Here is a 21,900-nt window from a genome sequence, read left to right on the forward strand (position 1 = left end):
TAGGGCAGATGCGAGTACCGTTTGCGGCGTGACACGTGTCGCGATTGAGCGCTTGCGCGAAGAGCAGACCATGAAGTCAGGTGAAGTGGAACTCGACTTCGCCCGCGAGTGGGTGGAGTTCTATGACCCCGATGACGCGGAACATCTGATCGCCGCGGATATGACGTGGCTGCTGTCGCGCTGGACCTGCGTGTTCGGCACGCCGGCCTGCCAGGGCACGGTGGAGGGCAGGCCCGACGACGGATGTTGCTCGCACGGCGCGTTTCTCTCCGACGACGACGACCGGGCGCGGCTCGACGACGCGGTCAAACAGCTCACCGACGACGACTGGCAGTTCCGCGAGAAGGGCCTCGGCCGCAAGGGCTACCTCGAGGACGACGAGTACGACGGCAAGCCCAACCTGCGCACGCGAAAGTACAAGGGCGCGTGCATCTTTCTGAACCGGCCCGGGTTCCGTTCCGGCATCGGCTGCGCACTGCACAGCAAGGCGCTCAAGCTCGGCGTCGAACCGCTGACGATGAAGCCCGACGTGTGCTGGCAGTTGCCGATCCGGCGCAGCCAGGATTGGGTGACGCGGCCCGACGGCACACAGATACTTAAGACCGTCATCACCGAGTACGACCGGCGCGGCTGGGGCGAGGGCGGTGCGGACCTGCACTGGTACTGCACCGGCGATCCGGCCGCCCACGTCGGCGCGAAGCAGGTGTGGGAGTCCTATGCACCGGAACTGACCGCGGTGCTCGGCGAGAAGGCCTATGCCGAACTGGCCGCGATGTGCAAGCGGCGCAGCAGCTTAGGGCTGATCGCCGTTCATCCGGCGACCCGCGCGGCCGAGTGAGCCCCGGTCAGCCTTCCAGCTTGTAGCCCAGCCCGCGCACGGTGACGAGGTGCACCGGATTGGCCGGGTCGGCTTCGATCTTGGACCGCAGCCGCTTGACGTGCACGTCGAGCGTCTTGGTGTCGCCGACGTAGTCCGCACCCCATACCCGGTCGATGAGCTGGCCGCGCGTGAGGACGCGCCCGCTGTTGCGCATCAGGTACTCCAGGAGGTCGAACTCCTTGAGCGGCAAGGTGATCTGCTCGCCGTTGACGCTCACGACATGGCGTTCGACGTCCATCCGCACCGGGCCTGCCTCGAGCACGCCGTCGCTGAGCCCGGTCTCGTCGGTGTCGGCACCCCGCCGCAAGACCGCACGGATACGGGCGATGAGTTCACGGGCCGAGTACGGCTTGGTGACGTAGTCGTCGGCGCCGAGCTCGAGCCCGACGACCTTGTCGATCTCGCTGTCACGGGCGGTGACCATGATCACCGGCACGCTGGAGCGGGCTCGCAGCTGCTTGCAGACGTCGGTTCCGCTCATCCCCGGCAGCATCAGGTCCAACAGCACGATGTCGGCACCCGAACGCTCGAACTCCGCAAGCGCGGACGGGCCGTCGCCCACCACGGTGGCCTCGAAGCCCTCCTTGCGGAGCAGGAATGCCAAAGGATCGGCCAGCGACTCCTCGTCTTCAACGATCAACACGCTGGTCATAGGTCTCGCTAATCCTCTCGTTCGTCTGGGTCTTTTGAGGGGTCGTCGGGATAGGGATAGGCCGGGATCGACAGTGTGAACGTCGACCCCGTTCCCGGCTGACTCCACAGCCGGATGGTTCCGTTGTGGTTGGCGGCCACGTGTTTGACGATCGCCAGGCCCAGCCCCGTGCCGCCGGTGGCACGCGAGCGGGCCTTGTCGACCCGGAAGAACCGCTCGAAGACCCGTTCCTGGTCGGCCTTGGCGATCCCGATGCCGCGGTCGGTGACGGCGATCTCGACGCTGCCGCCGCGCCTACGCCGGCTGATGGAGATGCCGGATCCGTTGGGCGAGTAAGCGATCGCGTTCGACACCAGGTTGGCGATGGCCGTCACGAGCAGTGCCTCGTCGCCGAGGACGCGGTAACCGGTCGGGGCGTCGGTGGTGATCCCGATCTCGGCGTTGTCGGCGGCCACCTTGTGCCGCGAGAGCGCCTCGGCGACAACGGTGTCGACGTCGACCGCCTCCAGATCGGGCAACCGTTCGCCGCCTTGCAGACGCGAGAGTTCGATGAGCTCACCGACCATGTCGGCCAGCCGATGCGATTCGGCGACCATCTTCTCGGCGAAGCGGCGCACGGTTTCGGGATCGTCGGCCGAGGCCAGCAGGGCTTCGGCCAGGACGCCCATGGCGCCGACGGGTGTCTTCAGCTCGTGGCTGACGTTGGCGACGAAGTCACGGCGGGTCGCCTCCATGCGCGCGTGCTCGGACTGGTCGTCGGCGTAGACGACGGCAAAGCGGCGGTCGTCGTCGGTCAGCAGCCGCACCTCGCCGCGAACCGAGATGCCCGACCGACCCGGGTTGGCCACCTTGCGCGGCGACAGGTCCACCTCGATGTTCTGTCCGGTGGCAAAGACTTGCTCGGCGGCGCGCCAGGCCCGGTCGTCGAGCAGCCGGTCTTTCACCACTCCCAACTCACCGGCGCGGTCGTTCGCGTAGACCACGTCGTTGAAGGTGTCGACCACCACGATGCCCGTCGGCGACAGCGACACCACGAGCTGCAGCATCTGGGAAACGGTCATCCCCGCTTCGTCCGCGGCGCGGCGCTGCCGTCTGGCGACGATGCGGGGGGCCACTGCGGCGCCGACACCCGCACCGACGATCAGCGCGAGCAACGCCACGACCGCCGTCAGCAGTAACGCCGACACCAAGCTCACGCGAAAATCGTACGCATCCGGTGAACGTCATCCCAGCAGCGTGCGGCCAAATCGGGACATGTCACACGGTCAAAGACAGGAGTTTGGTTGCTGTTAACCCCGTGTAACCCTGCGTTCGCCGAATGGCCCGGGTGACGGCGGCCGGCTACTTCGCGCCCTGTGCAGCTACCGCGGCCGCACCCGCGGCGGCGGCCTCCGGATCGAGGTACTGACCGCCGACGACCAGCGGCTTGAGGTTGTCGTCCAGGTCGTAGCGCAGGGGGATGCCGGTCGGGATGTTGAGGCCCACCACGTCCTGGTCCGACATCTCGTCGAGGTATTTGACGAGCGCGCGCAACGAATTGCCGTGCGCGGCGATCAGCACGGTCTTGCCGGCCTGCAGATCGGGGATGATCGTGCCCTCGTAGTACGGCACGAACCGCTCGACGACGTCCTTGAGGCATTCGGTCAGCGGGCCGCCGTCGATGTCGGCATAGCGCGGATCGGCGTCCTGGCTGAACTCGCTGCCCTTCTCGATGGGCGGCGGCGGCGTGTCATAGCTGCGCCGCCACGCCATGAACTGCTCGTCGCCGTACTTGGCCTTGGTCTCGGCCTTGTCCAGGCCCTGCAGGGCGCCGTAGTGGCGCTCGTTGAGCCGCCAGTCGCGGTGCACCGGGATCCAGTGCCGGTCGGCCTTGTCCAACGCGAGGTTCGCGGTGTTGATGGCGCGGCGCAGCAGCGAGGTGTATACGACGTCGGGCAGCAACCCCAGCTCGGCCATCAACTGGCCGCCGCGCACGGCCTCGGCACGGCCCTTGTCGGTGAGGTCGACATCGACCCACCCGGTGAACAGGTTCTTCTCGTTCCACTGGGACTCGCCATGGCGAAGCAGGATCAGGGTCGGCATGTCAGCGATCCTCTCATGAGTCGTCAGTCCTCGATGAGGTGCTCGAACGCCTTGAGGTTCTTCAACGACTCGCCGCGCGACACCCGCCACTCCCATTCCTTCTGGATCGACGAACGAAAACCCAACTCCAACAACGTGTTGAAGTCGGAGTCGACGGCTTCGAGCACCTGCCCGAGCACGCGGTCGATCTCGTCGGGGGTGACGGCGCTCAACGCCATGCGGCCCACGAGATAGATGTCACCGACGTTGTCGAGCGTGTAGGCGACGCCGTAGAGCCGGCGGTTGCGCTTGAGCAGGAACCGGTAGACGCCCTCGAAATTCTCGTCGGGCTTGCGGCACACGAACGCCTCGACACGCACCGAATGTTCGCCGATGCTCAGGATGGTGTTGGTCACCAGGCGGCGCTCGCCGGGCAGTTCGACGACGATGCCGGGCAAGCCGCCGTGGGCGCCCTCGTGGTGGTGGTAGACCAGCTCGTGCTCGTCGAGCGTGGCGACGATGACGTCGCGGATGTCTCCGATGGCCGTCACGTGCGCACACCTCGCCGCATCGAGAAACGCCGCCCGGCGCGGCGGGCCGGTCTGCGGTGGCGGGACCGGTAGTCGGTCATCGCACGCGAGTAGCTCGCGAGCAGGGCGTCGACGGTGTGGGCCCACGAGAATCCGGCGGCGTGTTCGACGGCGGCACGGCTCATCGCGCCAGGGTCGGCTTGCAGCACGGAATCGATCGCGGCCGCCCAGTCGCCGACGTCGTGGCCGTTCACCAGGGCGCCGCTGACGCCGTCGGCCACCGCGACGGGCAGACCGCCGACCGCGGCGGCCACGACCGGGGTGCCGCAGGCCTGGGCCTCGACGGCGACCAGCCCGAACGATTCCGAGTAGCTCGGCACCGCGACCAGGTCGGCGGCGCGGTACACGTTGACCAACTGCTCGCGCGATTGCGGAGGTAGGAACGTCACGCGATCGGTGATACCCAACTCGTCGGCGAGCCGAACCAGGGTGTCGGGCTCGGCCAGCCCCGAACCCGACGGCCCACCGGCCACCAGGACCCGCACCCCGGGCAGCTTGGCCGCCGCTCGCAACAGGATGTCAGGCGCCTTGAGCGGCTGGATGCGGCCGACGAAGGCCACCACCTTCTCGTCGGCGGCCAGTCCCAGTACTGCCCGCGCGGCCTCGCGCGAACCGGGGGTGAACATGTCGAGATCCACGCCCGGGTGCACGACGTCGATGCGGGCGGGATCGGCGCTGTGCAGCGAAACAAGTTGGTGCGCTTCGTGTTCGGTGTTGACGATCAACCGGTCGGCTTCGTCGATCACCTGCTGCTCCCCCACCGCACGCAGCGGCGGTTCCGGCGAGTCGCCTTCGGCGAGCGCGGCGTTCTTGACCGCCGCCAGCGTGTGGGCGGTGTGCACGAGCGGCACGGCCCAGCGGTCCCTGGCCAACCAGCCGACCTGGCCGGACAGCCAGTAGTGCGAGTGGACGATGTCGTAGTAGCCGGGCTCATGGGTCGCCTCGGCACGCAGCACGCCCGCGGTGAACGCGCACAGCTGCGTGGGCAGATCGTATTTGTCGAGACCCTCGAACGGGCCTGCCACCACGTTGCGCACCAACACCCCGGGGGCGACCGGCACCACGGGCGCGTCGGCCGACGAGGTCGCCCTGGTGAACACCTCGACCTCGACGCCGCGCCGGGCCAGCTGCAGCGCGGTCTGGAGCACGTAGACGTTCATGCCGCCGGCGTCACCGGTGCCCGGCTGCGCCAATGGTGAGGTGTGCACGGACAGCACTGCGACACGGCGAGGAGCCTCGGGCCGGTGCCTGTTCGATGAGACGTCGGACCCGTCTGTTGCTAGGCGCACACAGACATGTCTACACCGCTGCCGATCGGCGGGTTTGAGCGCGGCGCATGGCGCCGATCGGATCGGCGTAGAGCCCGCCGAGCGAGACGATGCCCGCACCGGCTTCCTGCACACGATTGCCGAACGCCGCGACGCGCAGATCACGCGGGCCGAGCACGGTGCGCTGCGCGAACGCGGACTCGACCGACGGCATGCTCTCGGGATACTCGGTGAACGCCTGGCCGCCGACCACGAGGTCGTCGGGGTTGAGCAGGTCGCGCAGCAGCGCGACGGCCTCGCCCAGCACGCGGGCACGGTCGGCGAGCAACTCGCGGGCCTTTTCGTTGCCCTGCCGGGCGGCGCGCAGGACCGCAGGCAGCGTCGACGCCGGACCTTCCGCCGGGATGATCCGCAGCTTGCGGGCCGCCGTCAGCACCGCCTCGTCGCTGACCGTCGACTCCAATTGCCCTGTGCCACCGAGCAGTTCGGACTGCGCGGGCAGACCCGCGATCGTGCCGGGGCCACTGGCCGGCGTGTGCACCCGGCCGTCGATCGACAGCGCGTAGCCCACGGTTTCGCGGGCGTAGACGTAGAGGCTGGTCCTGGCCTGGGCACCGCCCGCGTCGGACCGCCTGCCGCTCAGCAGTAGTTCGGCGCCCGCCATCGCGTCCACGTGCGAGGCCAGCGACACCGGCAGGCCGAGCGCCTCGGCCAGCACGGGGCCCACCGGGGCATCGCTCCAGCCCAGCCGCGGATGGTCGAGATATCCGGTGGCGCTGTCGACCACGCCGCCTGCCGCTACGCCCACCCACAGCGGCCTGCGCCGGTGCCAGCGGCTCAGGTAGCGGCGTGCGCTGGAGGCCAACGTCGCGAGCGCCGCGGCCTGCGGTCCGGACGGCGTCGGGGTCTCGACGACGTCGAGCGTGCGGCCGAACAGATCGGTGGCCACGATGCTCGTGGTGCGGGCGCCGATGTGGATGCCGAGCGTCAGGAACGGCTCGTGGTTCACCTCGACCGGAACGCGGGGCCGCCCGATCGCGCCCGATACGGCGAGATCGGCGCGCTCACGCAGGATTCCGGCCTCCAGCAGGGCCGTGACCTGCCGGTTCACCGTCGCGATGCTCAGCTGGGTGTGTTGGGCGACCGCGTCACGCGCGATCGGGCCACGCATCCGCACCGCGCTGAACACCGCGGCGGGCGCGGCGTCGGGAACCTTGAGCGACGGCGCGACGATGTGCAGCAGCCGCGACTGCGGGTAGCGCGCGCTGGTCGAGGTCAGTGACCGATTGGCGCGGGGGGCGGTCTTGCCGGGGCGACGGATGGGAGCGGCGGTGGCGGTGGTCACGTGAATTGTCCTTACTGGTGGTCGGTGGGTGGGTCGAGGCCACACCTGGCGACTCAGCAGGACAGCGAATTTATGTCCGGGTGCAGTCAGGCGCGGCGGTGTGCGCAACAACAACACGCACGCCGCACGAGGCGGGACTGAGAGCTCTGGGACACACGACGAACTTAGCACGCCAACTAAAGTTGGGCAGATGACGACACCACAGTCCGACCGTCGGGTCGCGGTGGTCACCGGCGCCAGCGCCGGAATCGGCGCCGCGACCGCCAAAACCCTTGCATCCCTTGGCTTTCACGTAGTCTGCGCGGCCCGCCGGGCGGACCGCGTCCAGGCACTGGCCGATGAGATCGGCGGGACCGCCGTTGTGGCGGACGTCACTGATCCCCATTCCGTGGCGGCCCTGGCGGCCGGTCTGGACCGGGTCGATGTGCTGGTCAACAACGCCGGCGGGGCCAAGGGCCTGGAACCGGTGGCCGATGCCGACCTGGACCACTGGCGCTGGATGTGGGAAGCCAACGTTCTCGGCACGCTGCTGGTGACGCGGGCGCTGCTACCCAAGCTGATCGACTCCGGCGACGGCCTGATCGTCACGATCACCTCGATCGCCGCGGTCGAGATCTACGACAACGGCGGCGGCTACACCTCGGCCAAGCACGCCCAGGGGGTACTGCACCGCACGCTGCGCAGCGAGCTGCTCGGAAAACCGGTGCGGCTCACCGAAGTTGCACCCGGCATGGTCAAGACCGATTTCTCGCTGAACCGGTTCGACGGCGACGAGGAACGTGCCGCCAAGGTCTACGAAGGTGTGACTCCGCTCGTGGCCGAGGACATCGCCGAGGTCGTCGGGTTCGTCGCGAGCCGGCCCTCACACGTCGACCTGGACCTGATCGTCGTGAGGCCGCGGGACCAGGTCACCGGGGCCAGCGGGTCCCGGTTCAACCGAAGGGTCGACTGACGCTAACCGCCCGGCGCGGGGCTGGGCGCAGGCGTCGTGGTGGTCGGCGTCCCCGACAGCGTCGGGGCGTCGGTCGGTGTCGCCGGGGCCGAGGCGGGGATGTCGGCGGGCGGCTTCTTGTCCGAGATCGCCGACATGGCCGTCCACTCGTCCCAGTCCACCGCCCAGTCCCAGATGTCGCCGTCGGCGTAGGACAACTGGATGCGGGTGCCGGTGACCTCGACCGGATCGCCGTACATCGCGGTGTTGAAGTACTGCTGCGCATCCTCGATCGACAGGTTGATGCAACCGTTGGTCACGTTGCTGTTGCCCTGCGCGCCCGAGCTGGCGGGATTGGCGTGGATGAACTCGCCGTTGTTGGAGATGCGCACCGCGAACCGCTCCCGCACGTTGGCGTAACCCGCCGCGGGGTTGGTCATGTAGAAGTCCTCGTACTTCTCGGTGACGACGTGTATGCCGCTGCGCGTGACGTTGCGGTCGAGGTCACCTTCGCCGTAGCTGCACGGGAAGTCCATGATCACCGCGCCGGACCCGTCGAGCACCTGGATGCGGTGCGACGACGCCTCGGCCTTGACGACCTGGCGGCGGCCGATCTCGAAATCGAGCGTGGAATCGGCGGCGCCGTAGGCTCCGTCGCCGAAATCCACGCCGTACAGCGGGGCCTTGACGCTGACCTTGGTTCCCGGCGGGAAGTACTCGCGGCTGCGCCAGTGCACGCGCGAACCGCCGACCTCGTCGGGCAGCCATGCCCAGCTGCCCTCCACCGACGGCTCCGTGGTGACTTTCAGGGCCTTCTCGACGATCGCCTTGTGCTCGTCGTCGATCGACGCGTCGAACTGCAGGATGACCGGCGCGGCCACCCCGACCACCTGGCCGTCGGCGAGCTGGAACTGACCGCTGACCTGAGTTTGCGGCGCGACGGTCGTGAACTTGCCCTCGACGGGAACGGATTTGCCGTCATGGCCGACGACCGTGCCGGCCCACGTGTAGGTGGAGTCGTAGCCGAGCGGTTCGGTGACGCTGAACGCCGTGCGGTCCTGGTTGAGCTTGCCTGCGACGACTCTGCCGTCCGGATTGGTGAGGCTGATGCGCTGGAACCAACCGTCGCTGACCTTCACTTCAACCGGTGCCGTGGGGAGCACGTCGGCGCTGTCGGCGACGGGCTCGAAGGTCAAGGACGGCGCGGCCGGGGCCGCCTCGGGTTCGGCCTGGCCGGGCGTCTTACCCGAGCACGCAGCCAGGGCACCGGCGCCCACTCCGACGGCAAGCGCCGTCAGGGCGCGCCGCCGGTTGATCAGCGGCGCAGAGGCCTGATTATCACCGGCTGGGCTCACGTGGATCTAGGGTACCGACAGCGAGCATCCAATCAGAATCGGTTCGGGTGTGAGTTCGATCCCGAACGCCTCGCGCACCCCGGCCTGCACCGTCCTGGCCAGCGCAATCACGTCCGCGGTCGTCGCCTGGCCCCGGTTCGTGAGAGCTAGTGCGTGCTTCGTCGACAACCGCGCGGCAGCGCCATCACCCGGAAATCCTTTTCCGAAGCCGGCGTGCTCGACGAGCCAACCTGCCGCGAGCTTGACGCCGTCCGGGGCGGGATAGTTGGGCACCGGCCCGTCGACCGCGGCACGCAGGCGGTCGAACTCCGGCTGCGACACGACCGGGTTGGTGAAGAACGATCCGACGCTCCAGGTGTCGTGGTCCTCGGCGTCGAGCACCATGCCTTTGCTGCCCCGCAACCGCAGCACCGCCCCGCGCACCGCGAGCGGGTCGGCTCGTTCGCCGGGCTCGGCGCCGAGCGCGGTGGCCAGTTCCCGGTATCGCAGCGGCGCGCTGCGGCCATCCGGGTCGAGCGCGAACTCCACCTCGAGGACGATCACCGCGTCGGAGTGTTTGAGCACACTCGTGCGGTAGCCGAACCGCAGTTCTTCGGGCCGCGCCCAACGGTCCTCGCCGGTGCGGCGGTCCAACAGCCGGACCCGGCTGATGGTGTCGGCGACCTCGGCCCCGTATGCGCCCACGTTCTGCACCGGGGTCGCCCCGGCCGAACCCGGTATGCCCGAAAGACATTCGAGCCCGCCGAGGCCGTGCGCCAGGGCGGTGACCACGACGTCGTCGAACACCGCGCCCGCCTCGGCCCGGACCAGGTTGCCATCGACGGTGATCTCGGTGTTGGCCACGCGCACGACCGTCAGATCGGTGGCGTCGTCGGCGAGGACCACGTTGGACCCGCCCGCCAGCACCAGGACCGATTCGTCGTCCAGATCGAGCGCACGCAGCACACCGACGAGTTGTTCGGTGCTGGTGCAGGTCAGCACCCGGCGAGCGACAGGGCCGACGCGCAGCGTGGTCAGCGGAGCCAGGGGAACCGACTCGGCGACTTCCACGCCTGCGACATGCGAACTGACCACGGCCGGTAACGGTAGCCTGGCCAGCTATGCCGCGATCATTCGACATGGCCACCGAATACGACGGCAGCGTCGAACAGGTCCACCGCGCATTCGCCGACGAACGGTACTGGCTGGCCCGCCTCGCCGATTCGGGCGCCGACGACGCGAGCCTGGACCGGCTGACCATCACCGATGACGGCGGCATCGACGTCGTCACCACCCAGGTTCTGCGGTCGGACCGGCTGCCCGGCCTGGTGTCGCAGTTCCACCAAGGCGATCTGAACATCCGGCGCGAGGAGACCTGGCAACCGATCCGCGACGGTCAGGCCGACGGGACCGTCAGCGGCGTGATCCACGGCGCGCCGGTGTCGCTCGCGGGGACCGCGGTATTGGCGCCGTCGGGTGCCGGGGCAAAACTCGCGGTGCACATCACCGTCGAGGTCAAGATCCCGTTGGTGGGCGGCAAGATCGAGAACTTCATCGGCTCGCAGCTCGTCGACCTGTTGATCGCCGAACAGCGGTTCACCACGGTGTGGATCAGCGGTAACTCCTGATCGGTGACGTAGCGTCGAAAGCTATGAGCCCGGCCGGTAAGCCCGTCGGGGCGGTCACCCGGGGCACCACCGGGTACAACCGACTGCGCCGCAGCGACCGCTGGCTCGTGCACTCGGCGCGGGTCCGCAGCGCGCTGCGCACCGCGGCCGACCCGCTCGTGGTCGACCTCGGCTACGGCGCACTACCGGTGACGACGCTTGAGCTGGCCGCGCGGCTGCAGGTGGTGCGCGCCGACGTCCGCGTCGTCGGCGTGGAGATCCACCCCGAGCGGGTCGCGACGGCACGCCAACTCGCGGGTGCCAACGGTGTGGAGTTCGCGCTCGGCGGGTTCGAGTTGGCGGGTCGGCGGCCGGTGCTGGTGCGGGCGTTCAACGTGCTACGTCAGTATCCGGTCGAGGCGGTGCCCGACGCCTGGGCGACGATGCAGCGCCAGCTCGCGCCGGGCGGGCTGATCGTCGACGGCACATGTGACGAGCTGGGCCGCCGGTGCTGCTGGGTGTTGTTGGACGCGTCGGGCCCGGTGAGCCTGACGCTCGCGTGCGATCCGTTCGCGATCGAGCGGCCGTCGGATCTGGCCGAGCGTCTGCCCAAGGTGCTGATTCACGACAACGTCGCGGGCCAGCCCATCCACCGGCTCCTGGCCGCGGCCGACCGGGCCTGGGCCAGCGTGGCCGGTCACGGGGTGTTCGGCCCGCGCGTGCGCTGGCGGGCGATGCTGGAGCTTTTGCGCGCCAAGGGGTTCAGTGTCGAACCGCCACGGCGCCGGATGCGCGACGGGGTCCTCACGGTCCCGTGGCAGACCGTGGCGCCAGTAGGCTGAGATCCATGCGAATTGCCCTGGCGCAGATCGCGACCGGCACCGAACCGTCGTCGAACCTCGAACTCGTCGAGGATTACACGCGGCGCGCCGCTGACGACGGCGCACAGCTGGTGTTGTTCCCCGAGGCCACGATGTGCCGGTTCGGGGTTCCGCTGGGCCCGGTCGCAGAAGAACTCGACGGTCCGTGGGCGTCGGCCGTCCGTGCGATCGCCGCCCGCGCCGGCGTCGTCGTGGTGGCCGGGATGTTCGCGCCAAGCCACGACGGCCGGGTCACCAACACGTTGCTGGCCACCGGCCCGGGCGTCGAAGCCCACTATCACAAGATCCATCTCTACGACGCGTTCGGATTCGCCGAATCACGCACCGTCGCACCAGGTTTCGAACCCGTGACCATCACCGTCGACGGCGTGCCGGTCGGCCTGACCACGTGTTACGACATCCGGTTCCCCGAGCTCTACGTCGCGCTGGCGCAACGCGGCGCCCAGCTGATCACCGTGCACGCGTCGTGGGGTTCGGGACCGGGCAAGCTTGAGCAGTGGACGCTGCTGGCCCGGGCCAGGGCCTTGGACACCACCGGGTTCGTCGCGGCGGTGGATCAGGCCTACCCGGGCGAGGAGATCGCGAAGTCGGGGCCGACGGGCGTCGGCGGCAGCCTGGTGGCCTCACCCACCGGCGAGGTGCTCACCACGGCCGGCGCGGATCCGCAGTTGCTGCTGGCCGACATCGACCTCGACGCGGCGAGCGGGGCCCGCGACGCCATCGCGGTGCTGAGCAACCGGTCGTCGCTCGCCGAGCTCGGTCGCTCACATTTTGCCCAGTCCGGTAAGGCACAATCGCTGGGGTGACCGATCCCTGGGCCCGCCCCACCGACCAGGCCCCACCAGCACCGCCTGCATCGCCCCAGCAGTTGCCTCCGCAGGGACCTGCGCCTGACTACCCGGCCGCGCCGCCCCCAGCCGCACCCGCGCAGAAGGATTTGTCGCCGATGGCGAAGATCAAGAAGCTGCTGTCCGATCCGCTGTCGATCGTCCTGGTGGTCGTGATCGTGCTGGCCCTGGTCGCGGCGGGCCTGCTGGGCGGCGAACTGTATGCCCGCAACCGTGCCGACACCGTGGTGGCCGGGGTCGTCGAGTGCATCGTGGAGGACAGTGCGACGGCGTCGTTCGACCCGCTGCCGCCATTCCTGCTGCAGCACATGTCCGGGCACTACACCAACATCAACATCGAGACCGCGGGCAATCAGATCCGCGATGCCAAGGGCATGAAGGTCGCGCTGCACGTCAAGGACGTCCGGCTGGAGGACACCGCGGACTCGGGCGGTTCGGTCGGTTCGCTGGTCGCCAACATCACGTGGTCCACCGACGGCATCCGCCAGACGGTCGCCGACATGGTCCAGCTGCCGTTCATCGGCTCGGCCATCTCGGACGTCTCGACCAATCCGTCGGCAGGCACGATCGAGCTCAAGGGCCTGGTCGGCACGATCATCGCCAAGCCGCGCGTGGTCAACAAGGGCATCTCGCTACAGATCACCGAACTGAACGCGATCGGCCTGTCCTGGCCGCGCGAGACGCTGCAGCCGATTCTCGACCAGTTCACCTCGCAGCTCACCGAGAACTATCCGATGGGCATCCACGCCGACAGCGTGCAGGTGACCGACAGCGGTGTGGTGGCGCAGTTCTCGACGCAGAACGCCTCGATGCCGAAGGCTGCCGAGGATCCGTGCTTCGCGGCGCTGTGAGCCGCGCTAGCTGAAACCGTCGAGCACGGCTCGGGTGCCCGACAGCCCGAGCCGGGTCGCGCCGGCGTCGAGCATCGCGACGGCCTGCTCGGCGGTGCGGATGCCGCCGCTGGCCTTCACACCCAGCCGCTCCCCCACGGTGCGGGCCATGATCTCGACGGCCTGCACCGAAGCGCCGCCGCTCGGGTGAAATCCGGTGGAGGTCTTCACGAAGTCGGCGCCCGCCTGCTCCGCCGCGCGGCACACGTCGACCAGCAGTGCCTGCCCGGAGAACTCCAGTAGCGCCGCCGATTCCACGATGACCTTGAGCGTCGCGTCTGCAACCGCCGCCCGCACGGCGGCCACGTCGGCCGCCACGGCGGCGAGATCGCCGGAGAGCGCGGCACCCACGTCGATCACCATGTCGATCTCGGATGCGCCCGCGGCGACGGCCGACCGTGCCTCGGCGGCTTTGATCTCGGGCAGGTGCTTGCCGGACGGGAAGCCGGCCACCGCGGCCACCGCGAGCCCGGCCGGGCACTCCTTCGCCGCGCCCGCGACCATCGGCGGCGACACGCACACCGAGAACACCGCGAGGTCGGCGGCTTCGGCGACGAGGGCGGCGACATCGGCCGCGGTCGCCTCGGGTTTGAGCAGCGTGTGATCGACGAGCGCGGCGACCTGTCCGCGCGTGTAGCGGCTCATCAGAACGGTTCCTCCGTGCCGCCGGGGTTGCAGCCCGCGGCCAGCATCATCTCCGGCGGCACCTCAGGGCGCCACGGCTCGAGATTCCAGCTGGTCTTGCCCGGTTCGGCGAGTTCGGCGAACGTCCAGTGGCACAGGAACTGCTCGCGCATGCCCGCGATGTCGGCGTCGGGTGAGAGCGCCAGGACCTGCGCCCAGGCCTCGTCGGCCTCCGCTGAGGTGCCGGGCTGGGCGGCCAGCCGGCGCGCGGTGTCGGTGGGATAGACCCGCAGGCTCGACAGGTCACCCCATTTGGCCCATTCGACGTGGTCGACATAGGGCGTGGCGGGCTCGGCCCACGCAGCCGGTGTCACCGGCGACACGCACGTCAGAGCCGCGGCGAAACACACCGCGCCGAGCGCGGCCGTTGACAGGCGCATCTACTCAGCGCGACTTTCCTTGGATCTCAAGCAGTTTCGGTCGGACGTCGACGAGGTAGACACCCGTCGCGCAAGCCGAGATCGCTGCGCCGAACGCGTCGCGCAACAGCAGCGCCAGCAGCAGCCCCACGCCGATGATGGCGAGCCATACCGGTTTGGTGAGCTTGCCCGTGGCCGTGTAGGCGTCGGGACGCTGCATAGCCGCATGCACGAAGGCGTAGACGCCCACGATGAGGACCAGGACGACGAGTACCGCAACAATGACGCCCGCAAGGTTGGCAAGTATCACCTCACCAGCCTATGCGGGCGCCATCGTCGACGTCGAATGACGGGCTGAGATACCCGTCCTCGGGATTACTTCTGGGTGACCTTCTTGGCCGGAGCGGCCTTGGTCGCAGCCGGGGTGGCCTTCTTGGCCGGAGCGGCCTTCTTCGCAGCCGGGGTGGTCTTCTTGGCCGGAGCGGCCTTCTTCGCCGGTGCGGTGGCCTTCTCGCCGGCCTTCTCGGCCTTCTTCGGCAACTCGACGCCCACCAGCTTGGCGGCGCGTTCACCGACGGCGCGGGTCTGGCTGGCCACGGTGCCCAGAGCCTCCTGGGTCAGCTCGACGGCCTGATCGGTGTAGCCCTCGACGCGTGTGGCGGCCTCTTCGAGAGCCGGCTGGTTGCGCAGGCGCTCCAGGGCGGCCTCGCCGCGCTCGACGAGCTTGTTGTAGGTCGCGGTGGCCTGGTCGGCGTAACTCTCGGCCGCCCGGCGCAGCTCGTCGGAGCTCAGCTTCTCGCGCAGCTCACCGAACTGAACCGGCAGGTCCTCCTGCAGCCGGTTCAGGCGGGCACGGCTCTCCTCGACGCGCGTCTCGGCGTCGGTGCGGGCCTCTTCGGCGCGCTCACGCAGGCTGGCGACGATCTCGTTGACGGTGGCCAGGGCCAGGTCGGCGGCGCCGACGGCGGCGAGCAGCGGGGCCTTGAGGTCTTCGATGGTCGGCTGGTTCTTGGCGGTGGTCTTGTCGGCCATTGTTGAATTCCTTTCCAGGGATGAAGTTCTGGTTGTCATCGGACAGTGCGAAGGGTGTTAGTCAGTTGAGTCAGACGTCGGCTCCTCACCTGCAGCGGCTTCGTTCTGTTGGCGAAACGACGTGTAGATGTCGAGCAGCACCTGTTTCTGCCGCTCGGTGATCCCGACGTCGTTGACGATGGCGTCGCGGACCTCGCTGGGTTCGCTGGGTTCCAGGATCCCGGCGCGGACGTAGAGCACTTCCGCAGACACCCGCAATGCCTTCGCGATCTGGTTGAGCACGTCGGCAGACGGTTTACGCAAACCCCGCTCGATCTGGCTGAGGTAGGGATTGCTGACGCCGGCCTTCTCGGCCAGCTGCCGCACCGATACCTGTGCCGCCTCGCGCTGGGACCGGATGAAGCTTCCGATGTCCTGCGCGGCGTTGGACACAACAGCCGCGAGATTCTCATCTTGCGCCATGCGTGGCCCCCTCGTAGGTCGGGTATCCGTTATCGACGAATACCACGCTACGACGGAGTGCTAACTTTTGCAAGCACTAGTTAGCGCAGGTCAGAAGAGTAGTTGAGCTATCGAATAGATCACGAGGCCGGCAAGCGCGCCCACGACGGTGCCGTTGATCCGGATGAATTGCAGGTCACGGCCGACATGGAGCTCGATGCGCCGGCTCGCCTCGTCGGCATCCCAACGTTCGATGGTTTCGGTGATGATCGCGGTGATCTCGACGCCGTATTCGGACACCAGGTGCTGGGCCGCGCGGACGATCCAGTTGTCGACCTTGTCGCGGAGCTCGGCGTCGTCGCGCATCGATTCGCCGATGTGCATGACCGAGTCGGCGATACGCGTGCGCAGGGCCGACGACGGATCGTCGACCGATTCCAGGATGATCCGCTTGGCCGCCGTCCACGCGGTCTCGGCAGCCCTGGCCACCTCGTCGCGCGCCATGATCTGTTCCTTGACGTTCTCGGCGCGCTGGATCGTGGCCTCGTCGTTCTGGAGGTCGTCGGCGAACTCGAACATGAACCGCGTCGCCGAACGGCGCAGCTCATGATCGGGGTTGCGCCGCACCTTGTCAGTGAAATCCATGAGCTCGCGGTGGATGCGATCCCCGACCAGATGGTCGACCCAGCGCGGCGACCAGGTCGGTGAGTCCCGCTCGATCACGCGCTCGATGACCTCGCCCGCATTGAGCGACCACTGGAACGCGCGATCGCACAACAGCTGGATCAGCGCCTCCTGGCGCCCCTCGGCCAGCAGCGAGGCCAGCACCCGCCCGATCGGCGGCCCCCACTGCGGCTCGGCGATGCGCTTGACGATCATGCGGTCGAGCACGTGCTGCACGTCTTCGTCGCGCAGCATCTCCACCCCGACGCGCAGCACCGTCGACGTCTCGGCCGCCACCCGCTCGGCATGGGACCGGTCCGAAAGCCACTTGCCCACCCGGCCCGCGACCTCCGCGTCGCGCAGCTTGGTCTCGACCACCTCGGGCGACATGAAATTCTCGCGAACAAAGGTGCCGAGCCCCTCGCCCAGCTGATCCTTCTTGCGCTTGATGATCGCGGTGTGCGGGATCGGAATGCCCAGCGGATGCTTGAACAGCGCGGTGACAGCGAACCAATCGGCCAGCGCGCCGACCATCCCGGCCTCGGCAGCCGCGCGCACATAACCCACCCATCCCGGGGCCCCGTTCGACTGCGCCCACGTGCACACCAGAAAGACGATGGTGGCGCCGACGAGAAAACTCAGCGCCACCAGCTTCATCCGCCGCAAACCCCGTCGGCGTTCGGCGTCGGCAGCGCTGTCCGCACCGGCCAGCGTCTCGGCGAAACTCGCCCGCGGCGCCGGCAACGCGCGGTTCTCCGCATCGAATCGATGTGCCACACGTCCATCATCCGCTATCCCACGAGTGGCGGGCCGATCCGCGAAGCCGATGGGCGCCGATCCGCCGTAGTATCAAGTGGACCTAGGGATTGGAATTACTGCGAAAAGTGGCACAGCAGACTCCGCAGGCGGCGGTGAAAACCGATGGACGTAAGCGGCGCTGGCACCAGCACAAGGTGGAGCGTCGTAACGAGCTGGTAGACGGCACCCTGGAAGCCATCCGGCACCGGGGCAGCAACGTCAGCATGGACGAGATCGCAGCCGAGATCGGCGTGTCGAAGACCGTCCTGTATCGCTATTTCGTCGACAAGAACGACCTCACCACCGCCGTCATGATGCGGTTCGCACAGACGACGCTGATCCCGAACATGGCCGCGGCGCTGTCGTCGAATCTCGACGGGTTCGACCTGACCCGCGAGATCATCCGGGTGTACGTCGAGACCGTGGCCGCCGAGCCGGAGCCGTACCGGTTCGTGATGGCCAACAACTCGGCCAGCAAAAGCAAGGCCGTCGCCGATTCCGAGCAGATCATCGCGCGCATGCTCGCGGTCATGCTGCGCAGACGCATGGCCGAGGCCGGCATGGACACCGCGGGTGCCGAGGCGTGGGCGTTCCACACCGTCGGCGGCGTGCAGCTCGCGACGCACTCGTGGATGTCGAACCCGCGGATGACCACCGACGAGCTGATCGACTACCTGACCATGCTGTCCTGGTATGCCCTGTGCGGCATCGTCGAGGTCGGCGGATCGCTGGAGAAGTTCAACTCGCAGCCACATCCGTCGCCGGTTCCGCCGCGACGCCTGCTTGACTAGGGCGCGTGAGTAAAGACTCCGACTCCGACCTGCCTGAGCTCTGGACGCACGAGCCGCACATCCACCTGGCGTTCCAGCCCGGCGACAAGGTCGCCGACATCAAGACCGGCCACACGCCCGGCTTCAGCGGCTCCAAATCCGACGCCCCCGAGCTCCAGGCCGAGCGCAACGACCGCTTCGCCGAGCTGCAGGAGATGCTCTATGCCCGCAACAAGAGCGGCGACGACAACCGCTCGGTGCTGCTGGTGTTGCAGGGCATGGACACCGCAGGCAAAGGCGGGATCGTCAAACATGTTGTGGGAGCGGCCAACCCGCAGGGCATTCGGTACACGAGCTTCGGCAAACCCACCGAGGAGGAACGCGCCCACCACTACCTGTGGCGGATCCGCAACGCCCTGCCGCCCGCGGGCCACATCGGCGTGTTCGACCGTTCGCACTACGAGGACGTCCTCATCGTCCGCGTACACGACCTCGTACCACCCGACGTGTGGGGCGCGCGCTACGACGAGATCAACACGTTCGAGCGCGAACTCGTCGACGCAGGCACGACTTTGGTCAAAGTGGCGATGTTCGTCTCACTCGACGAGCAGAAGGCGCGCCTGGCCGAACGCCTCGAACGACCCGACAAGTACTGGAAGTACAACCCGGCCGACATCGACGAACGCCTGCTGTGGCCCAAGTACCAGGAGGCCTACCAGGCCATGCTGGACCGCACCTCGACCGACTACGCGCCATGGCACATCGTGCCCAGCGACAAGAAGTGGTACAGCAGGCTGGCCATCACCGAACTTCTCATCGAAGCGCTCAAAGGTCTCGACATGACCTGGCCGCCAGCCGATTTCGACATCGAAGCGGAGAAGAAGCGGTTGGCTTCCGCCTAGGTGTGCCGAGACTACGCTTTCTGACGAGTATCGCCGCAAATCCGTCATAAATCGTAGCCTCGGCGGGTGACGGAACCGGACGCCTCGCTTGTGCGTCGAACATCGATGTGGGGATCATCGTCGGAAGCGAGGCAATGGCGGCCGGGACCGTGACCCGGCAGACTCTGCGGGCGAAATACACCATGGTGCACCAGAATGTCTATGCGCCAAAGGGTTTGGCACTCACGGCACGTTCGCGGGCGTTCGCCGCCTGGCTGTGGTCCGGACGGTCGGCAACGCTGGCCGGATACTCCGCTGCCGCGGTATTGGGTAGCAAATGGCTGCCCGATGACGCACCGGCTGAACTCGCTCGTGTCCGCCAGCCCTCGCCGCCCGGCATCCTGATCCACACCGGCGTCATCGCGCAGGACGAACTATGCGTCGTCGACGGTATGACATGCACCAACGTCGCGCGTACCTGCTACGACATAGGGCGGCGTCAACCGCTCGACACCGCGATCATCCAGATCGATGCGCTGCTCAACAGCGCTCGCGGGCAGGTGGCCGATGTGCTGCGTATCGCTGAGCGTTACCCCGGGGCCCGCGGTATCCGCCGGCTACGCAGTGCACTCGACCTGGCCGATGCCGGGGCCGAATCTCCGCAGGAAACCCGGCTACGGCTGATGTTGGTCCGCGGCGGGCTCCCCCGTCCTGCCACACAGATACCGGTCACCGACGAGTGGGGCCGGACGCGTCGGCGTATCGATATGGGGTGGCCCGAGTGGACGGTCGGCGTCGAATACGACGGACAACAACACTGGCTCAACCCGGATATCCACGATGGCGACATCGTGCGGCTGGAATTCCTGGCCGCACGTGGTTGGACGATCGTGCGGGTGAGCTCCCGTCAACTGCGGTATCGCGCACCCGAGATAGTGACGCGCGTATGGAATGCCCTGTATCAGGCGGGTTATCCGCAGCGAGAATACGGTTTATGACGGAATTCGCTTGAATTCCGTCATAAACCGTACTGTCGGCGTTACTTGACCAGCGTGAACTGGCCGATGTTGGTGATGCCGCGGCGGAAGAAGTCCGCGCAACCGGTGAGGTACTTCATATACCGCTCGTAGACCTCTTCACCCTGCATCGCGATGGCCTCGGCCTTCTTGGCCTCGAGGTTGGCCGCCCACATGTCCAGCGTGCGCGCGTAGTGCGGCTGCAGCAGGTGAATGCGCTCCAGCTTGAAGCCCGAGTCGTCGGCGAGCTTCTCGATGTCCTCGACCGCGGGCAGCTGCCCGCCGGGGAAGATCTCCTCGCCGATGAACTTCATGAACTTCAGGTCGCTGATGGTCAGCTTGATCCCGTTTTCCCGGAAGAACTTCTGGGTGTGGGCCAGGATCGTGTGCAGCAGCATCCGCCCGCCGTTCTCCGGCAGGATGCTGTAGGCCCGCTCGAAGAACACCGGGTAACGCTCGGCCTTGAAGGCCTCGAACGCGCCGATCGACACGATGCGGTCGACGGGCTCGTTGAACTCTTCCCAGCCCTGCAGCCGCACCTCGACATGGCGCTGGGTGTCGATCTTGGCCAGCCGCTCGCGCGCGTAATCAGACTGCGCCTTGCTCAACGTGATTCCGATCACGTTCACGTCGTAGTTGATGAGTGCGCGCTCCAGCGCACCGCCCCAACCACAACCGATGTCGAGCAGCGTCATACCCGGCTTGAGGTCGAGCTTGCCCAACGCGAGGTCGAACTTCGCGTTCTGCGACTCGTCGAGCGTCATGTCATCGCGCTCGTAGTAGCCGCAGGTGTAACCCATGGTGGGTCCGAGGAACAGCGCGAAGAAATCGTTTGAGATGTCGTAGATCGACTGCGACTCTTCGTAGTACGGCGCGAGTTCGGACTCGACTTGTGACATGCGACTAGTAACCCTTTGCGTTTCTCTTCTGCTGACGCCCAACGGTTGGGCCGACGCGTATCCGCGCAGACTCAACGACCCAGCCAGCAGGCCCTTCGGTGGGTAGACTAGCTAAGACAAGCGTCAAGTGCCAGCTTGGGTGGGTTCAGTACTTGTAGAAGCCCTGACCCGACTTCTTACCGAGCTGCCCCGCCTCGACCATGCGCAGCAGCAGCGGCGGCGCGGCGTACAGCGGCTCCTTGAACTCCTCAAACATCTTGTCCGCGATGAGCTTTAGCGTGTCGAGTCCGACGAGGTCCGACAGCCGCAGCGGGCCCATCGGATGTGAGAGCCCCGCCACAACGGCCTTGTCGACATCTTCGAGCGTGGCGAAGCCGCCTTCGACCATCCGGATCGCTGCGAGCAGGTACGGAACCAGCAACGCGTTGACCACGAAGCCGGACCGGTCGGCACAACGGACGACCTGCTTTCCGAGGACCGTGCTGGCGAACTCCTCGACACGGGCCGCGGCGGAATCGGTGGTGACGAGCGTGGTGACCAGTTCGACCAGCGGCAGCACCGGGACCGGGTTGAAGAAGTGCAGACCGAGCACCCTGCTGGGGTTCTTCGTGGCCGCGGCCAGCTTCATGATGGGGATGCTCGACGTGTTCGACGCGAGCACGGCGTCCGGGTCGGCGATGACCTCGTCGAGCTCGGCGAAGATCTTGCTCTTGACGGCCTCGTCCTCGATGACCGCCTCGATCACGAGCTGACGATCGGCCAGGTCGGCGACCTTGGTGGTGAACGTCAGCTTGGCCAGTGCGGCGTCCTTCTCGCGCTCGGTGACCTTGCCCGCGCTGACACCGCGCTCGAGCGACTTGGTGATGCGGTTGCGCCCGGCCGTCACGAGCGCGTCGGTGGTCTCGAAGACGAGGACGTCGACGCCGGCACGGGCGGACACCTCGGCGATGCCCGCACCCATCTGCCCGGCGCCGATAACGCCTACTCGTTCGATTGGATTGCTCACTTGCTCGGTACTCCCCTTCAACACGGCGACAGGCCCCGCCCAAGAATTCTGAGCGGGGCCTGCG

25 protein-coding genes are annotated in these 21,900 nt (G+C 67.6%); 9 read left to right on the plus strand and 16 right to left on the minus strand.

Annotated features, from left to right (window positions below):
- The first annotated feature begins 70 nt into the window (after positions 1-70).
- A complete protein-coding gene (locus AWC31_RS28375) occupies positions 71-838 on the plus strand; it encodes a DUF3109 family protein (protein ID WP_067849580.1) in 768 nt (255 codons plus the stop codon).
- Positions 839-845: 7 nt separating this feature from the next.
- On the opposite strand, the gene regX is transcribed toward AWC31_RS28375, so the two are convergent.
- The 6 genes from regX to AWC31_RS28405 all read right to left on the minus strand — a co-directional run bounded on the left by regX (position 846) and on the right by AWC31_RS28405 (position 6,796).
- Positions 846-1,532, minus strand: coding sequence for a two-component sensory transduction protein RegX (gene regX, locus AWC31_RS28380; RefSeq protein ID WP_067849191.1), 687 nt, complete (start codon positions 1,530-1,532; stop codon positions 846-848).
- A gap of 8 nt (positions 1,533-1,540) precedes the next feature.
- Positions 1,541-2,728, minus strand: a complete 1,188-nt coding sequence (locus tag AWC31_RS28385) for a sensor histidine kinase (protein ID WP_085147617.1) — start codon at positions 2,726-2,728, stop codon at positions 1,541-1,543.
- A gap of 145 nt (positions 2,729-2,873) precedes the next feature.
- A complete protein-coding gene (locus AWC31_RS28390; RefSeq protein WP_110775308.1) occupies positions 2,874-3,614 on the minus strand; it encodes a phosphoglyceromutase in 741 nt (246 codons plus the stop codon).
- Between the two features lie 23 nt (positions 3,615-3,637).
- Positions 3,638-4,135, minus strand: coding sequence for a type III secretion system chaperone family protein (locus AWC31_RS28395; protein ID WP_374213955.1), 498 nt, complete (start codon positions 4,133-4,135; stop codon positions 3,638-3,640).
- Between the two features lie 5 nt (positions 4,136-4,140).
- Positions 4,141-5,472, minus strand: coding sequence for a D-inositol-3-phosphate glycosyltransferase (gene mshA / locus AWC31_RS28400; protein ID WP_067849200.1), 1,332 nt, complete (start codon positions 5,470-5,472; stop codon positions 4,141-4,143).
- Between the two features lie 10 nt (positions 5,473-5,482).
- A complete protein-coding gene (locus tag AWC31_RS28405; protein ID WP_084356598.1) occupies positions 5,483-6,796 on the minus strand; it encodes an ROK family protein in 1,314 nt (437 codons plus the stop codon).
- Between the two features lie 190 nt (positions 6,797-6,986).
- On the opposite strand from AWC31_RS28405, the gene AWC31_RS28410 reads away from it, so the two are divergent.
- Positions 6,987-7,748 (plus strand): SDR family oxidoreductase, encoded by a 762-nt coding sequence (locus AWC31_RS28410; RefSeq protein ID WP_085147619.1) that lies wholly within the window; start codon positions 6,987-6,989, stop codon positions 7,746-7,748.
- 2 nt (positions 7,749-7,750) lie between these two features.
- On the opposite strand, the gene AWC31_RS28415 is transcribed toward AWC31_RS28410, so the two are convergent.
- Both AWC31_RS28415 and AWC31_RS28420 read right to left on the minus strand, forming a co-directional pair.
- On the minus strand, positions 7,751-9,082 hold the full coding sequence (locus tag AWC31_RS28415; protein ID WP_085147621.1) for a L,D-transpeptidase: 1,332 nt from the start codon (positions 9,080-9,082) through the stop codon (positions 7,751-7,753).
- Positions 9,083-9,088: 6 nt separating this feature from the next.
- Entirely contained in the window at positions 9,089-10,156 is a 1,068-nt protein-coding gene (locus AWC31_RS28420; protein WP_085147623.1) for a UDP-N-acetylmuramate dehydrogenase, read from the minus strand.
- A 26-nt stretch (positions 10,157-10,182) separates the two neighbouring features.
- Between AWC31_RS28420 and AWC31_RS28425 the strand changes: the two genes are divergently transcribed.
- Genes AWC31_RS28425 through AWC31_RS28440 form a run of 4 tightly spaced genes read left to right on the plus strand, consistent with a single transcriptional unit; the run spans position 10,183 to position 13,248 of the window.
- The gene (locus AWC31_RS28425) at positions 10,183-10,689 is read left to right on the plus strand and encodes a DUF2505 domain-containing protein (RefSeq protein ID WP_085147625.1); all 507 of its coding nucleotides are present in this window, start codon (positions 10,183-10,185) and stop codon (positions 10,687-10,689) included.
- Positions 10,690-10,712: 23 nt separating this feature from the next.
- Positions 10,713-11,510: a class I SAM-dependent methyltransferase gene (locus AWC31_RS28430; RefSeq protein ID WP_085147627.1), complete on the plus strand. Its 798-nt coding sequence runs from the start codon at positions 10,713-10,715 to the stop codon at positions 11,508-11,510.
- Between the two features lie 5 nt (positions 11,511-11,515).
- Complete coding sequence (locus AWC31_RS28435) at positions 11,516-12,355, plus strand: carbon-nitrogen hydrolase family protein (protein WP_085147629.1); 840 nt, start codon at positions 11,516-11,518, stop codon at positions 12,353-12,355.
- Positions 12,352-13,248, plus strand: coding sequence for an LmeA family phospholipid-binding protein (locus AWC31_RS28440; protein ID WP_085147632.1), 897 nt, complete (start codon positions 12,352-12,354; stop codon positions 13,246-13,248). Before AWC31_RS28435 ends, AWC31_RS28440 begins: the two co-directional genes overlap by 4 nt.
- 6 nt (positions 13,249-13,254) lie before the next feature.
- Here AWC31_RS28440 and deoC read toward each other — a convergent pair whose 3' ends face one another.
- The 6 genes from deoC to AWC31_RS28470 all read right to left on the minus strand — a co-directional run bounded on the left by deoC (position 13,255) and on the right by AWC31_RS28470 (position 17,243).
- Positions 13,255-13,932 (minus strand): deoxyribose-phosphate aldolase, encoded by a 678-nt coding sequence (gene deoC / locus AWC31_RS28445; protein ID WP_067849226.1) that lies wholly within the window; start codon positions 13,930-13,932, stop codon positions 13,255-13,257.
- Entirely contained in the window at positions 13,932-14,351 is a 420-nt protein-coding gene (locus AWC31_RS28450; protein WP_067849229.1) for a DUF2599 domain-containing protein, read from the minus strand. Before AWC31_RS28450 ends, deoC begins: the two co-directional genes overlap by 1 nt.
- Positions 14,352-14,355: 4 nt before the next feature.
- Positions 14,356-14,640 (minus strand): DUF2516 family protein, encoded by a 285-nt coding sequence (locus tag AWC31_RS28455; RefSeq protein ID WP_067849232.1) that lies wholly within the window; start codon positions 14,638-14,640, stop codon positions 14,356-14,358.
- 65 nt (positions 14,641-14,705) lie between these two features.
- Entirely contained in the window at positions 14,706-15,362 is a 657-nt protein-coding gene (locus AWC31_RS28460) for a heparin-binding hemagglutinin (protein ID WP_067849235.1), read from the minus strand.
- A 57-nt stretch (positions 15,363-15,419) separates the two neighbouring features.
- Positions 15,420-15,824, minus strand: a complete 405-nt coding sequence (locus AWC31_RS28465; RefSeq protein ID WP_067849238.1) for a helix-turn-helix domain-containing protein — start codon at positions 15,822-15,824, stop codon at positions 15,420-15,422.
- A gap of 90 nt (positions 15,825-15,914) precedes the next feature.
- Positions 15,915-17,243 (minus strand): DUF445 domain-containing protein, encoded by a 1,329-nt coding sequence (locus tag AWC31_RS28470; protein WP_067849586.1) that lies wholly within the window; start codon positions 17,241-17,243, stop codon positions 15,915-15,917.
- 107 nt (positions 17,244-17,350) lie between these two features.
- Here AWC31_RS28470 and AWC31_RS28475 point away from each other — a divergent pair, with 107 nt between their 5' ends.
- From AWC31_RS28475 to AWC31_RS28485, 3 genes are all read left to right on the plus strand, one after another.
- Complete coding sequence (locus AWC31_RS28475) at positions 17,351-18,055, plus strand: TetR/AcrR family transcriptional regulator (protein ID WP_067849241.1); 705 nt, start codon at positions 17,351-17,353, stop codon at positions 18,053-18,055.
- A gap of 5 nt (positions 18,056-18,060) precedes the next feature.
- A complete protein-coding gene (locus AWC31_RS28480) occupies positions 18,061-18,936 on the plus strand; it encodes a polyphosphate kinase 2 family protein (protein WP_085147634.1) in 876 nt (291 codons plus the stop codon).
- Between the two features lie 134 nt (positions 18,937-19,070).
- Complete coding sequence (locus tag AWC31_RS28485; RefSeq protein WP_275082210.1) at positions 19,071-19,913, plus strand: endonuclease domain-containing protein; 843 nt, start codon at positions 19,071-19,073, stop codon at positions 19,911-19,913.
- Positions 19,914-19,954: 41 nt separating this feature from the next.
- Here the strand turns inward: AWC31_RS28485 and AWC31_RS28490 are convergent, their stop codons facing one another.
- Both AWC31_RS28490 and AWC31_RS28495 read right to left on the minus strand, forming a co-directional pair.
- Positions 19,955-20,830 (minus strand): cyclopropane mycolic acid synthase family methyltransferase, encoded by an 876-nt coding sequence (locus AWC31_RS28490; RefSeq protein WP_067849249.1) that lies wholly within the window; start codon positions 20,828-20,830, stop codon positions 19,955-19,957.
- Between the two features lie 145 nt (positions 20,831-20,975).
- The gene (locus tag AWC31_RS28495) at positions 20,976-21,836 is read right to left on the minus strand and encodes a 3-hydroxybutyryl-CoA dehydrogenase (protein WP_085147638.1); all 861 of its coding nucleotides are present in this window, start codon (positions 21,834-21,836) and stop codon (positions 20,976-20,978) included.
- Positions 21,837-21,900 lie beyond the last annotated feature (64 nt).

Origin of the sequence: Mycolicibacterium wolinskyi (assembly GCF_002101965.1) — a bacterium.
Classification (GTDB): domain Bacteria; phylum Actinomycetota; class Actinomycetes; order Mycobacteriales; family Mycobacteriaceae; genus Mycobacterium; species Mycobacterium wolinskyi.

What these genes read in the sequence shown, in the direction of transcription:
- AWC31_RS28490 (WP_067849249.1), bottom strand. Translation starts at nt 20,830, where the DNA reads ATGTCACAAGTCGAGTCCGAACTCGCGCCGTACTACGAAGAGTCGCAG.
- regX (WP_067849191.1), bottom strand. Translation starts at nt 1,532, where the DNA reads ATGACCAGCGTGTTGATCGTTGAAGACGAGGAGTCGCTGGCCGATCCT.
- AWC31_RS28425 (WP_085147625.1), top strand. Translation starts at nt 10,183, where the DNA reads ATGCCGCGATCATTCGACATGGCCACCGAATACGACGGCAGCGTCGAA.
- deoC (WP_067849226.1), bottom strand. Translation starts at nt 13,932, where the DNA reads ATGAGCCGCTACACGCGCGGACAGGTCGCCGCGCTCGTCGATCACACG.
- AWC31_RS28435 (WP_085147629.1), top strand. Translation starts at nt 11,516, where the DNA reads ATGCGAATTGCCCTGGCGCAGATCGCGACCGGCACCGAACCGTCGTCG.
- AWC31_RS28430 (WP_085147627.1), top strand. Translation starts at nt 10,713, where the DNA reads ATGAGCCCGGCCGGTAAGCCCGTCGGGGCGGTCACCCGGGGCACCACC.
- AWC31_RS28390 (WP_110775308.1), bottom strand. Translation starts at nt 3,614, where the DNA reads ATGCCGACCCTGATCCTGCTTCGCCATGGCGAGTCCCAGTGGAACGAG.
- AWC31_RS28410 (WP_085147619.1), top strand. Translation starts at nt 6,987, where the DNA reads ATGACGACACCACAGTCCGACCGTCGGGTCGCGGTGGTCACCGGCGCC.
- AWC31_RS28460 (WP_067849235.1), bottom strand. Translation starts at nt 15,362, where the DNA reads ATGGCCGACAAGACCACCGCCAAGAACCAGCCGACCATCGAAGACCTC.
- AWC31_RS28465 (WP_067849238.1), bottom strand. Translation starts at nt 15,824, where the DNA reads ATGGCGCAAGATGAGAATCTCGCGGCTGTTGTGTCCAACGCCGCGCAG.
- AWC31_RS28375 (WP_067849580.1), top strand. Translation starts at nt 71, where the DNA reads ATGAAGTCAGGTGAAGTGGAACTCGACTTCGCCCGCGAGTGGGTGGAG.
- AWC31_RS28485 (WP_275082210.1), top strand. Translation starts at nt 19,071, where the DNA reads ATGGCGGCCGGGACCGTGACCCGGCAGACTCTGCGGGCGAAATACACC.
- AWC31_RS28450 (WP_067849229.1), bottom strand. Translation starts at nt 14,351, where the DNA reads ATGCGCCTGTCAACGGCCGCGCTCGGCGCGGTGTGTTTCGCCGCGGCT.